At 71.2% G+C, this 12,627-nt stretch carries 9 protein-coding genes; 3 read left to right on the forward strand and 6 right to left on the reverse strand.

Annotation, left to right across the window (positions count from 1 at the left end; translation table 11 throughout):
• The first annotated feature begins 220 nt into the window (after nucleotides 1-220).
• Nucleotides 221-1,417, forward strand: coding sequence for a globin domain-containing protein (locus tag FSY66_RS01330; RefSeq protein ID WP_144790494.1), 1,197 nt, complete (start codon nucleotides 221-223; stop codon nucleotides 1,415-1,417).
• Nucleotides 1,418-1,530: 113 nt separating this feature from the next.
• Here FSY66_RS01330 and FSY66_RS01335 read toward each other — a convergent pair whose 3' ends face one another.
• Complete coding sequence (locus FSY66_RS01335) at nucleotides 1,531-2,772, reverse strand: benzoate/H(+) symporter BenE family transporter (RefSeq protein WP_144790496.1); 1,242 nt, start codon at nucleotides 2,770-2,772, stop codon at nucleotides 1,531-1,533.
• Nucleotides 2,773-2,984: 212 nt separating this feature from the next.
• On the opposite strand from FSY66_RS01335, the gene FSY66_RS01340 reads away from it, so the two are divergent.
• Nucleotides 2,985-3,860 carry a helix-turn-helix transcriptional regulator gene (locus FSY66_RS01340; protein WP_144790498.1) on the forward strand — a complete coding sequence of 292 codons (876 nt, stop codon included), beginning with the start codon at nucleotides 2,985-2,987 and terminating at the stop codon, nucleotides 3,858-3,860.
• 81 nt (nucleotides 3,861-3,941) lie between these two features.
• On the opposite strand, the gene FSY66_RS01345 is transcribed toward FSY66_RS01340, so the two are convergent.
• The 4 genes from FSY66_RS01345 to FSY66_RS01360 form a co-directional block, all read right to left on the reverse strand.
• The gene (locus tag FSY66_RS01345) at nucleotides 3,942-4,805 is read right to left on the reverse strand and encodes an SMP-30/gluconolactonase/LRE family protein (protein ID WP_144790500.1); all 864 of its coding nucleotides are present in this window, start codon (nucleotides 4,803-4,805) and stop codon (nucleotides 3,942-3,944) included.
• A gap of 84 nt (nucleotides 4,806-4,889) precedes the next feature.
• Entirely contained in the window at nucleotides 4,890-5,798 is a 909-nt protein-coding gene (locus FSY66_RS01350) for an SDR family oxidoreductase (protein WP_186304342.1), read from the reverse strand.
• An 18-nt stretch (nucleotides 5,799-5,816) separates the two neighbouring features.
• Complete coding sequence (locus tag FSY66_RS01355) at nucleotides 5,817-6,854, reverse strand: acyltransferase family protein (protein ID WP_186304343.1); 1,038 nt, start codon at nucleotides 6,852-6,854, stop codon at nucleotides 5,817-5,819.
• 333 nt (nucleotides 6,855-7,187) lie between these two features.
• Nucleotides 7,188-8,306 (reverse strand): alkene reductase, encoded by a 1,119-nt coding sequence (locus FSY66_RS01360; RefSeq protein WP_144790506.1) that lies wholly within the window; start codon nucleotides 8,304-8,306, stop codon nucleotides 7,188-7,190.
• Nucleotides 8,307-8,502: 196 nt separating this feature from the next.
• Between FSY66_RS01360 and FSY66_RS01365 the strand changes: the two genes are divergently transcribed.
• Nucleotides 8,503-10,578, forward strand: a complete 2,076-nt coding sequence (locus tag FSY66_RS01365) for a fructose-specific PTS transporter subunit EIIC (protein ID WP_144790508.1) — start codon at nucleotides 8,503-8,505, stop codon at nucleotides 10,576-10,578.
• Nucleotides 10,579-10,617: 39 nt separating this feature from the next.
• Here FSY66_RS01365 and FSY66_RS01370 read toward each other — a convergent pair whose 3' ends face one another.
• The gene (locus tag FSY66_RS01370) at nucleotides 10,618-12,594 is read right to left on the reverse strand and encodes a vWA domain-containing protein (protein WP_144790510.1); all 1,977 of its coding nucleotides are present in this window, start codon (nucleotides 12,592-12,594) and stop codon (nucleotides 10,618-10,620) included.
• Between the last annotated feature and the right edge of the window lie 33 nt (nucleotides 12,595-12,627).

Consider the following 12,627-nt stretch of genomic DNA (forward strand, 5'->3'; position numbering starts at 1 on the left):
CACACCTGTGGATAACTTCTGACCACCGGGTGGGGACGACGTCGGGGCCGACGGGGCCGGGGCCGACCAGAGTGGCAACCGGTTGCCCGTCCTTGACCCGCGTCAAGATCGGCCCCGGATCCGCGTGCCACGATCGACGGTGCGACCGGAACCGGCCGTCGGCACGGCGTGCTCGCGAAGCGACGCCGTGCGTCCGCACATCGCAGAGGAAGAGGAGCACATGCTCTCCGAGTCAGCCCGTCCGCACATCGAAGCGACCGCGCCCGTCATCGCCGAGCGGCTGCCGGATATCGCGCCGAAGTTCTACAAGTCGATGTTCGAGGCCGAGCCGCAGCTGATCGAGGAGGGCATCTTCAGCCGCGCGAACCAGCGCACCGGCGAGCAGCCGCTGGCCCTGGCGGGCTCCGTCGTCGCCTTCGCCACGCACATCCTCAACCACCCGGACAGCTACCCCGACCAGCTGCTCTCGCGCGTGGCCCACAAGCACACGTCGCTGGGCATCGTGGAGGGGCAGTACCCGATCGTGGAGAAGCATCTGCTGGGGGCGATCGCCGACGACCTCGGCGAGGCCCTGACCCCCGAGGTCGCCGCCGCCTGGACCGAGGTCTACTGGCTCATGGCCGATGCCCTGATCAAGCTGGAGAAGGGCCTGTACTCCGAGCAGGCCAACGACAGCGCGTTCAGCGAGTTCACGCTCGTGGACAAGCGCGAGAGCGGCGAGGGCACCTACGTCCTCACGTACGAGCCCGCCGACGACACCCCCATGACCGATGCCGTGGCCGGGCAGTACGTCTCGATCAAGGTCACGCTGCCCGAGGGCATCGAGCAGTCGCGCCAGTTCACGCTGATCCCCGCCGACTCCGCGAACCAGCGCCGGCTGGCGGTCAAGAAGGACATGGACGGCGAGGTCTCGCCGGTCGTCACCGACATGGAGGTCGGCGACAAGGTGAAGCTGTCCAACCCCTATGGCGACGTCGTGCTCACCGGCTCGACCGCTCCGCTCGTGCTGATCTCCTCCGGCATCGGCGTCACGCCCATGATCGCGTTCCTGGACCGTCTGGCGACTGAGCGCTCGCAGCGCCAGGTCACCGCCTTCCGCGTGGACTCCTCCGACGCCAAGGCACCGCTGCTCGAGGAGCAGAAGGCCCTCATCGAGCAGCTGCCCGACGCCCGGTACGAGCGCTGGACCGTCGAGGAGGGCGAGGCCGACCACATCGGCCGCGCGGACTTCGGCTCCCTGGGAGTGGACTCCAGTGCGGAGGTGTACCTCTGCGGCAGCCTGGACTTCATGAAGGAGACGCGCTCGGCGCTGATCGGCGCCGGCGTCCCCGGCCGCCAGATCCGCTACGAGATCTTCGGCCCGGACCTGTGGATGCTCCACGACGACGCCGTGGAGTACCACGCCGACGCCGAGTGATCTCAGCCGGCGCACCCGCTGCGCGGGTGAGCGGCGCTCGACGCTGAGCCGGGTGACGAGGGCGGGCACCGGCCGGGATCTGCCGGCCGGTGCCCGCCCTCGTCCGCGCGGCGTCAGTCGTCCAGACCCAGATGGTCCTCGGGCTCCACCAGGCGGGAGATGGCGTAGCCGAAGAGGATGCCCCAGAACGCCGCGTGGATGTTGAACAGGTCCAGGCCGGAGACGGTCACGACGAAGGTGACCAGCGCGCCGAACGTGAACCGGGTGGAGAAGGCGGTCACGAACGCCCCCTGCAGGGCCTTGATCATCGCGATGCCGCCCAGAGCCAGCACGAACGCCTCGGGCGTGCCGAGCAGGAACCGGGTGAACAGCGGCGCGAAGAGCGCGAAGACCAGGGACAGCACGGCGTAGACCACGGCGGCCGTGTACTGGCGCTCCTTCTGCCCGGAAGCGGTCAGCAGCACGTTCGTGGGGCCGGTGACGCAGGCGGAGACACCGCCCACCGAGGCGTTGACGAGGGAGAAGAAGCCGGAGGAGACCGCGAACGCGTTGATCGGCGGATCGTGCTGGGCCTGGCGCAGCACGGCGATTCCCTGGCCGTTCTGCACCACCAGGACCGTGATCGCCAGCGGCACGAGCAGCTCGAGCTGGGCGGCGAGCGTGAACTCGGGAGCGGTGAACACGGGCTGGGCGAAGACGGGGCCTCCCGTCTCGAAGCGGAACTGCCCGGTTGCGATCACCGCGATCAGCCCGATCAGCAGCGTTCCCAGCACCGGCGGCATCCGCTTGCCGAGAGCGGGGACCCCAGTCAGCACGATGAACACGATGACCATCGGCAGGGCGATGGCCGGTGCGGACGTGGAGGCATCGACGATGTCCGTGCCGAAGCGCAGGAAGATGGCCGCGACCATGGCCATCACGATCGGCATGGGGATCGCGGCCATGGCCCGCCGGACCACGCCGGTCATCCCCAGCGCCATGACCAGCACGCCCGTCGTGAAGAAGGCGCCCACGACCTCCGGGAAGGACAGGTGCTGCAGCGACGGGCCCAGCAGCACCGTTCCGGGGATCGACCACGCGAAGCCGAAGGGACGCCGGAACAGCAGCGACATGAACAGGGTGGCCAGTCCCGCCGAGAGGAAGATGCCGAAGACCCACGAGGCGATCTGCTCGTCGGACAGGCCGCCGGCGGCCCCCACGGCCAGCGTCACGGCGATCGGCCCGGAGGCCGAGAAGATCAGGCCGATCACGCCGTTGACCGCGTACTCGGGGCTCAGATCCCGCAGCAGCTGACGCGGGCCGGCCGGGGAGACGTCCGGCCGCTCGAGGATCGGAGCGCGCTGCGACGATGACATGGGACCCCCTGCGCGGTCGGACGGGATGGGCGCGATGCCGGACAGTCCACCAGAGCGGGGACCCGGGCGCACCTGGATGCCCGTGCCCACTTGATCCTGGGTACGGCATGCCCAGGATCAGGTGTGCCGCTCCCGCCTCGGCGACGGCATGATGGGGGCCAGACCGCCGCGGGGCCTCAGGACCGGGGCGGGGATCAGGAGGGATGACGGACATGACGGCAGGCAACGAGTTCGGGGACTTCCTCAAGGCCCGTCGAGCGGCCCTGGATCCCGGCGACGACGGATCCCGACGACGCGTCCCGGGCCTTCGGCGCGAGGAGGTCGCCGCGCGGGCCGGCGTCAGCGCGGACTACTACACGCGCCTGGAGCAGGGCCGGCACAAGCGCCCGTCGGAATCGGTGCAGCTCGCCCTGGCCGAGGCCCTCGAACTGGACGTCATGGGCACCCGGCATCTGCAGGATCTGGCCCGCGCCCTGGCGCTGCCGCAGCGGGCCCGCGCGAACGTCCCGGAGCAGCAGCGCCTCAAGCCCTCCCTGCTGGCCCTGCTCGAGACCTTCACCGATCACCCCGCCTTCGTGCGGGGGAGGCGCACCGAGGTCCTGGCCATGAACCCGCTGGCGGCCTCGCTGCTGGCCGACATCCCCGCCCGCCCGGCCGGGCAGCGCAGCCTCATCCACTGGGCCTTCCTGGATCCGCATGCGCGCGAGAAGTACGTCGACTGGGAGAAGATCGCCTCCTCCATGGTCGGGACCCTGCGGCTGGATGCAGGGCGCCACCCCGATGACCCGCAGCTCGCCCAGCTGGTGGGCGAGCTGTCCCTGCGCAGCGAGGAGTTCCGCACCTGGTGGGCGGACCACCGGGTGACCGAGCGCCGCGACGGGCTCAAGCGCCTGGACCACGAGATCGTGGGACGCATCGACGTGCGCTACGAGGCCCTCGAGGTCACGGGCGCCGAGGACCAGATGCTGTTCCTCTACTCGACCGAGAAGGGCTCGGAGTCCGAGGCCCGGCTGCGGACGCTCGCCTCATGGCTGACCGAGGATGCCGCCGGACAAGGCAGTATGCCGGAATCGGAATCCCTGGGCTGAGCTCCCCGTCGCGACCGGGGAGTGCTCGGACCTCGGCTCCACCGAGGCGCCGACCCGGGGGGGCGACGCGTCGGGCGCGGCTCAGCCGGCGAAGGGCTGGGGCTCGAGGCCGCGCACGCCCGGTTCGACCGCGTAGATCGAGCCTGCGGCGGGCTCCTCGTGGTCGGGCAGGTTCTCCCGGGACGACGTCATGTAGAGCCGGTCCAGATCCGGGCCGCCGAAGGTGCAGGCGGTGATCTGCCGGACGGGCAGCTCGATGACCTGCGTGAGCTCGCCCTCGGGGGAGTAGCGGTGCACGGCGGATCCGTGGTTCATGGCCACCCAGATGCCGCCCTCGGCATCCACGGTCAGGCCGTCGGGATGCCCGGTCTGCTCGGGCACGCGCACGAGCGGGCGGGGATCGACGGGCCCGCGCTCGGGGTCGTGGTCGAAGACCGTGACCTGCCCCGTGGGGGTGTCGTTCCAGTAGGCCAGGGCGCCGTCGGGGCTCCAGGCGATGCCGTTGCTGATCGAGGCGCCGTCCCACCCCGTCTGCGGCTCGCTGCCGGGGCCGTCCCAGCGGTAGACCGTGGCGTCGCCCTCCGTCTTCTCGTAGGCCATGTTCCCGAGCCACAGCCGCCCCTGGGGGTCGCAGCCGCCCTCGTTGTTGCGCAGCCGCGGATCGTCGAACAGGGTCACGGCCTCGGCCAGATCCGAGAGGTCGTCCTGCCGGGCCAGAGCGATCCCGGACTCCGTGGCCACGACGGCGCCGCCGTCGACGCGCGGGCGGATCATGGCCGCGATCTTCGACGGGACCTCGAGACGGCGGTGCTGATCGCCGTCGAGCTCGATGATCGCCCCGTGGAGCATGTCCACGAACCGCAGACGGCCCGTGGCCGGCCACCAGCAGGGGCCCTCCGCGTGGTGGGCGATCGACTCCGTGATGCGCTCTGCCTTCATGGTCATGCTCCTTCGGGTAGGACGACGGGCCGGAGCCCGTGAGGGATCCGGCCCGTCGTCATGGTGCGTCGTGCTGCGTCTCGGCGTCGATCAGGCGACCGGGGAGCCGCCGTTGACGTTGAGGACGTCGCCGGTCACGTAGCTGGACTCGGGCGAGGCCAGGTAGACGTAGGCCGGGGCGAGCTCCGTGGGCTGGCCGGCGCGGCCGATCGGGGCCTGGCGGCCGAACGAGGTCAGCTGGTCCTCGGTCTTGTTGTCCGTGACCTGCAGCGGGGTCCAGATGGGGCCCGGGGCCACGGCGTTGACGCGGATGCCGCGCTCGACGAGCTGCTGAGCCATCGCCTGGGTGAAGGCGTTGATGGCGCCGTTCGAGGAGGCGTAGTCCACCAGGGTCTCCGAGGGCTTGTAGGCCTGGACGGAGGTCGTGTTGATGATCGACGAGCCCGCCGGCATCACGTTCAGCGCCGCCTGCGTGACGCGGAACATCGAGAACAGCTTGATGTCGAAGGTGTTCTCGAACTGCTCGTCCGTGATCGCCTCGATGCTCTCCCAGTGGTACTGGCGACCGGCATTGTTGACCAGGATGTCCAGGGCGCCGAGCTCATCGGCGACCTTGCCGGGCAGCTTGCGGGCGAAGTCCTTGTCGCGCAGGTCGCCGGGCAGCAGCAGGGCCTTGCGGCCGGCGCCCTCGATGAGCTCGCGGACGTGCTGGGCGTCCTGCTCCTCCTCGGGGAGGTAGCTGATGGCCACGTTCGCGCCCTCGCGGGCGAAGGCGATGGCCACGGCTGCGCCGATCCCGGAGTCGCCGCCGGTGATCAGGGCCGTGCGGCCCTCCAGACGACCGGTGCCGCGGTAGGTCTCCTCGCCCAGGTCGGCGCGCGGCTCGAGGTCGCGATCCAGCCCGGGAGCCTCCTGGGACTGCACCGGCGGGTCGATCTGGACGTAGCGGTTCGTGGGGTTCTGGAACGTGAGCTGGTCGTTCTTCTCGTTGTTCGTCATGTCCCCCATTTTAGATGATCAGTCCCCTGACTGTCTCCGGGGATGCCGACCACCGGGCCTCGGTTCGCTGTGGGCGTGATGACCGCCCGCCTCCGGCTCCGGGGCCCGGAAGAGCCACGAGAACGGAGCGCCCCGCCGGGACAGGCGGACCAGGATCCAGCTGCCCAGCAGCGCGGCGGCCGAGCCGATCGCCCAGTGCGCCCAGAAGGACTCGATGCCCGCGGTCGCCAGGACCCGGCGCACGACCAGCAGGATCGGCACGTGGGCGACGTACCAGATCATCGACGTGCGCCCGATGGCTCGCACCGCGCTCAGGCGCTCCTGCGGCAGGGCCGCGATGCCGGCGATCAGGGCCAGGATCCCCATGAGCGCGAAGACGGCGAACTCGGCCCGGTACTCGAGCTCGGGCGGCCCGTCGATCCCGTAGGCGGCGAAGCCCAGGCCGATCACCGCGAAGAACCCCGCGGGCACGGGCCGGGTCAGCCGTCGCAGCACCTCGGGGTGGCGGGACAGCAGCTGGCCGAGGAAGAACCAGCCGGCGAAGTACGTGAGCTGGCCGGGCAGGGACCCGTCGGGCAGCAGCAGGGAGGCTCCCCACATCACCGGGATCACGACCCCGGCCGGCAGCGGGCGCAGCGGGATCGCGACGGCGTAGTAGATCAGCAGGAAGAACAGGAACCACAGGTACGACGTGGCGATCCACGCCGTGGGATCGAGCCAGCTGTCCCCGCCGTCGTTGAGGCCCAGGAAGATGAACGCCCAGATCAGATACGGCCACAGCAGGCCGCGCACCTTGCCTCGGGCGTAGCGGGGCAGCCCCTTGGCCAGGGAGCGGTCCAGCAGCATCCCCGACAGCAGCATGAGCGACGGCATGCGGAACGGGACGAGGAACTCGTGCACGTTGCGGAACCACTCGGGCGCGTCGATCCCGAACTCGACGGGCACGGTCGTGGCGTGGCGCAGGACCACCAGGACGATCGCGATGCCGCGCACCGCGTCCATCCACTCGAAGCGCCCGCCCTGGGCGGAGCTCCGGTCGGCGGCGAGGGCGGGCATGCTGCTCCTGGGGGTGGAGGTCTGGGGAAGCGCACAGTCTGCACCGCCGATCCCTGTGCCCGCCCGAGCACGCGCCGGGCGGCAGCTGATGACCTCTGCGGCCGTTCTATGCAGGACCATCATCTCTCGCCGGGGTGGCCGTCGGGTGTCCGCCGCCTCTCCGGGCGGTGTCTGCCCAGGTCCCGACGGGGTCTCGGCGGACGATATGCCGATACCGCCGTCGGACGGGAGGGAGGACGCCGAGGGGGTGCGCCGCTGAACGCGCCCAGACTGCTCCCACGACCCTCCCAGGAGGCAGCGAGGTCATCCGGGGAGGGGCGAGCCGCCCGGGGATCAGGGCCGGGTCATCGCGGGACCCTCCGGAGCGGCGGTCCCGGACACGGCCATCGGGTAGTCGGTGTAGCCCGCGGCGTCGTGCGTGTAGAACGTGCTCGGATCGGGCTCGTTGACCGGCAGCCCCTCCGCCCAGCGCCTCACCAGATCCGGATTGGCGATCAGGGAGCGGCCCACGACGGCGGCGTCGCCGGCCCCGCTCTCCACGATCTCGCGGGCGGCCGCGAGATCCGTGATCTGCGTCCACCCGGTGTTGAGCAGCAGCGGGCCGTCGAACAGCTCGCGCACGACCGCGACCGCCGGGTGCTCCGGGTCCGCTGCGAACAGCGAGATGTAGGCCAGCCCCAGCCCTCCGATGTCCTCGAGCAGGGCCCGGTAGGCGGCCTCGGTCTCCTGGGGATCGGTCTCCGCCGTCCCCTGCGCCCCGTTGCCGGGGGAGAGGCGGATCGCCGTGCGATCGGCTCCGACCTCGTCGACGACGGCGCGCACCACCTCCGCCGGGAACGCCGCGCGGGCTGCGGCCGAGCCGCCGTAGTCGTCCGTGCGCTGATTCGCCCCCGGGGACAGGAACTGGTGGAGGAGATAGCCGTTGGCGCCGTGCAGCTCGACCAGGTCGATCCCGGCGTCGACGGCCCGCCGCGCAGCGGCCGCGAAGCCGTCGCGGATCTCGGCCAGCTCGTCCGTGCTCAGCTCCCGCGGCACGGGGATCTCCTCCTTGCCGCCGTCGGGCAGATGCAGAGACGTGCCCGGGGCGATGGCGCTGGGCCCGACGGGCTGCTCGCCGCCGTTGACCGCGGGGTGCGAGACGCGCCCGCCGTGCATGATCTGCAGGGACAGGCGGCCGCCCTCGGCATGCACCGCCTCGGCCACACGGGCCCAGCCGGCGGCGTGCGCGTCGTCGACGATGCCCGCCTGGCCCGGGTAGGACTTCCCGACCGTCGCGGGGTAGGTCCCCTCCGTGGTCAGCAGACCCACCGAGGCGCGCTGGGCGTAGTACTCGATGTTCAGCTCCGAGGGCGTGCCGTCGGCCTGGGCCCGCAGACGGGTCAGCGGCGCCATGACGACGCGGTTGGGGGCCTGGACGGCTCCGAGGATGAGCGGGTCGAAGAGCGTGGGCATGGGGAGTCCTTCTCGGTGGGCGGGCGACGACACTGCAGGTCAAGCATCCGCAGCTGCCAGGTATTCCGCGTCCGCGAGGGTCGCAGAGCCCCGGCGGCAGTAGAGTTCGCCATGCGAACAGATGAGGGGGAGGGGTGGACGGCCAGGGTGTCCGACGCCCCGCCGCCTTCGACGCAGTACGACGAGAAGAGGCGTCATGTCCGGCCGCAAGAGGATCCTGGCCATCACCGCGTGCCCCACGGGCATCGCCCATACCTTCATGGCGGCGGAGAAGCTCGAAGAGGCCGCCCGCGACCTGGGGTACGACATCGCGATCGAGACGCATGGATCCATCGGGGTGGAGGGCGCCTTCACCGATGAGCAGATCGCGGAGGCCGACGCGGTCGTCGTGGCGGCGGACAAGCAGATCGAGATGACGCGATTCGCCGGGCTGCCCGTGGCCTCGGCCGGGGTGGCCGAGGGCATCCATCACCCGCGTGACCTGATCGAGCGGGCCCTCGGCAGCGAGGTGCTGCAGGGCGAGCGGGCCGTGAACGAGACCGCCGGTGTCGGGAGCGGGCGCATGAGCCCGCTCCAGAGCGTCTACAAGGCGCTCATGAATGGTGTCTCCCACATGATCCCGTTCGTGGTCACGGGAGGCCTGCTGATCGCGATATCGCTGACGCTGGGCGGCGATGCCACTGCGGAAGGACTGGTGATCCCGGAGGGGACCTTCTGGTGGACGATCAATCAGATCGGGGTGCTGGGCTTCACCGTCATGGTCCCCGTGCTGTCGGGGTACATCGCCTACGCGATCGCCGACAGGCCCGGTCTCGCACCAGGGATGATCACCGGCTTCATCGCCGTGACCGGCAGCCTCTACGGCTCCGAGGCGGGCGCAGGATTCCTCGGGGGCATCCTCACGGGCTTCGCGTGCGGATACGTGGCGCTCGCGCTCAAGCGCATCCCCGTCCACAAGTACATCCAGCCGATCATGCCGATCATCGTGATCCCGGTGGTCACATCGGTCGTCGTCGGCCTCCTGTTCGTCTATCTCGTGGGGGCGCCGGTGGCGTCCTTCTTCGGCTTCCTCACGGACTGGCTGGCGGGCATGGACGGCACCAGCGCCGTCGTCCTCGGCGTGATCCTGGGAGCCATGATCGGCTCCGACATGGGAGGGCCGATCAACAAGACGGCCTTCCTGTTCGGCGGCGGCCTGATCGCCGCCGGCAATCCCGGGCCGATGGGCATGGCGGCAGCGGCGATCGCCGTTCCGCCGCTGGGCATGGGGCTCGCGACGCTGCTGAGGCGCGCCTGGTTCACGCCTCAGGAGCGGGAATCGGGGATCGCCGCTCTGTTCATGGGCTTCTTCGGCATCACCGAGGGCGCCATCCCGTTCGCCGCGGCACGGCCGCTCCAGGTCATCCCCGCGAACATGATCGGGGGCGCCGTCGCCGGCGGCCTCGCTGGTCTGGCGGGGGTCGGCGACCACGTCATGCACGGCGGCCCCATCGTGGCCGTGCTCGGCGCTGTCGACAACACGGTCATGTTCTTCGTCAGCGCGCTGCTCGGCACCGCAGTCACCGCAGGGGCGGCCCTCGCCCTGATGGGAGTGCAGCGGAGGCGGATGCTCCGCTCGGCCGAGCAGACGGCCGCGGAGTCCCCGTCGTCGCCCGACGGCGAACCTGCGCAGGAGAGCGGATCCGGACCTGGGGGCTCCACGGCGCTGACCTCGGACGACCCGGTCAGGACCGCGTCGTCCTCTGACCCCCAGAGCCACGGCGGGGTCGCGACGGCTCCCCGGCAGACGGGGGAGAAGTCCTCGCGACGGGCCATTCCGCTGCGCGAATACCTTCGGGAGCCCTCGGTCCTGCTGGACGAGGACCTCAGGACGCGGGACGACGTGCTCAGGGCCCTTGCGGCCAGAGGCGCTGCGTCGGGGCAGATCGCCGATGTCGAGCGGGTGGTCGCCTCAGCCCTCTCCCGTGAGGAGCAGGGCTCCACGGGGGTCGGGAGCGCCATCGCGATCCCGCATGCCAAGTCCGACGGCGCAGCATCGCCGTTCATCGGATTCGCCCGGCTCGCCGACCCGATCGAATGGAGCGCAGCAGCCGCAGAGCCGGTGCGCCTGGTCTTCCTGATCGCCGTTCCCGAGCACGCCGCCGGGACGGAGCACCTGAAGATCCTGGCCAACCTGTCGCGGTCCCTGGCCCGCACGGAGGTCAAGGAACGGCTGGTGTCGGCGTCCACCGCAGAAGAGGTCATCGCCGCTCTGGAGATGCCCAAGCGCTGAGCATTCCGCCCGCCGAGGCGGTGATCGCCGTGGGCAGGATCAGTCGTCGGCGCCCTTGGCCGAGAGGTACTCGTCGAGCACCGCCGAGCCGAGGTCGTCGGGGTCCACCGTCACGACGCGGCCGTCCGCACGGCGGGCCATGGCATTGAGGAAGCGGGTGAGCCCGGGGTCGTCGCCGAGCTGGAAGAACGTGGTCTGCGCTCCCGTGCGGGTGACGCGGTCCAGCTCGGAGACGGTCGCGTGCAGGGTGGGGGCCGAGGTCGGCCAGTCGAAGTGGGCGTCGCCGCTGGGCAGCAGATGGGCGGTGGGCTCGCCGTCGGTGACCACCAGGAGCACGGGCTGCATGGACGGGTGCTTCCGGAAGAACCGCGCGGCCAGCAGCAGGCCGTGATGCAGGTTGGTGCCCTGCTCGTGGACCGGCGGCAGCGCCGTCAGCTCGTTCTCGTCCAGGCTGCGCGCCCAGCGGCCGAAGGAGATCAGCTCCAGGGAATCGCCGCGGAAGCGCGTGGAGATCAGGTGGTGCAGCGCCAGAGCGGTCTGCTTCATGGGCAGCCACCGGCCCTCGGCGGCCATGGAGAAGGACGTGTCGACCAGCAGGGCGACGGCCGCCTGGGTGCGGTCCTCGGTCTCCTGGACCTCGACGTCCTCGACCCGCAGCCGCACGCCGCCGGAGGGGTCGCCGCCCTCGCCGACGGTGCGCTGCACCGCGTTGGTGATCGTGCGGGTCACGTCCCACGGCTCCATGTCGCCGAACTGCCACTGGCGGGTCGAGCCGGTGGCTTCGCCGGAGGCCCCCGTGCGACGGGTGTCGCGGGCGCCGGAGCGCCCGGAGAGCTGCCGGGCGGTGTCGCGCAGCAGGGACCTGCCCAGCTGGCGCACGGCGCGCGGCGAGAGCCGCAGGGTGCCGTCGGTGCCGCGCTGGAGCATCCCGGACTCGCGCATGGCTCGTTCCAGCTCGCTGAGCGTGCGGGCGTCCACGGCGGCGTCGTCGCCGAGCTGGCGGCCCAGGGCCTCCAGGTCGATGTCGTCGAGCGCCGCGCCCTGGTGGCTCTGGGAGAGCTGATCGGCCAGGGCGTCCAGATCCGCGATGTCCTGCAGGGCTCCGGTGCCGTCGCCCAGGCCGAGGCCCTCCTGCCCCTCGAAGCGCTCGGAGCCGGTCCAGTCCTCCCCGGGGCGCAGCGCCTGCAGGTGGGAATCCAGCCGGCTGAGCTGGTCCATGAGCTGGGGCGAGCCGAAGGCCTGGGCGGAGAGCTCCATCAGCTCCTGGCGCTGCTCGGGGGTCATGGAGTTCATCATCCGAGCGGCGGCCGCGGAGCGCTTGGCCATGGCGTCGATCAGCTCGTCGACGCTGCCGGGGTTCTCCGGGAAGTGCTCCCCGTGCTCATCCATGAACCGGCGGAAGTCCTCGTCGGTGTCCTCGCCGCGCGCGTGCGCGGCCAGCAGGTCGTTGAGGTCGCCGAGCATCCGCGAGATCTGCTCGCGGTCCTCGTCGGTGGCGCCCTCGAGCGCCTGCTTCATGCCGGCGAAGCGCTGATCCAGCACCTCGCGCCCCAGCTTGTCCCTGATCTGCTCGAAGGCCTCCCGGGCCCGCTGGGACTGCCAGTCGTAGTCCGCGAGCTCGTTGACGGCCGCGGCCGTGGACGACGGCAGTCCGTCCAGCTGCATCTCGCGCAGCTGACGGTCCGTGGGATCCATCCGGGCATCGCGCAGGAACTGCTCGCGCTCCAGGCGCAGGGCCGTGTCCAGCAGCTGCCGGACCTCGTCCAGGGTGCCGCCGAGGCTGTGGCGGCTCAGCAGCTCCCGGCGGCGCTGATGGACGCGACGGGACAGGTCGTCCAGGCCCCTCTGGCCGCGACCGCCCCGGCGCAGGTGCTCGCGCAGGGCGTCCTGGGGGGAGTAGCCCTCCATGACGTCGCGGCCGATGGCCTGCAGCGCCTGGGAGATGTCCGGCGGCGGGGCCAGGGGGTCCGGGCCGCCGCGATAGCGGCCGTAGCGGCTGTTGCGATAGGCGGGCACGCGGTGCCTTCCTTCCGTGGGCAGGTCGCGGAG

The sequence above is a fragment of the Kocuria palustris genome, from assembly GCF_007666205.1.
GTDB lineage: Bacteria > Actinomycetota > Actinomycetes > Actinomycetales > Micrococcaceae > Kocuria > Kocuria palustris_A.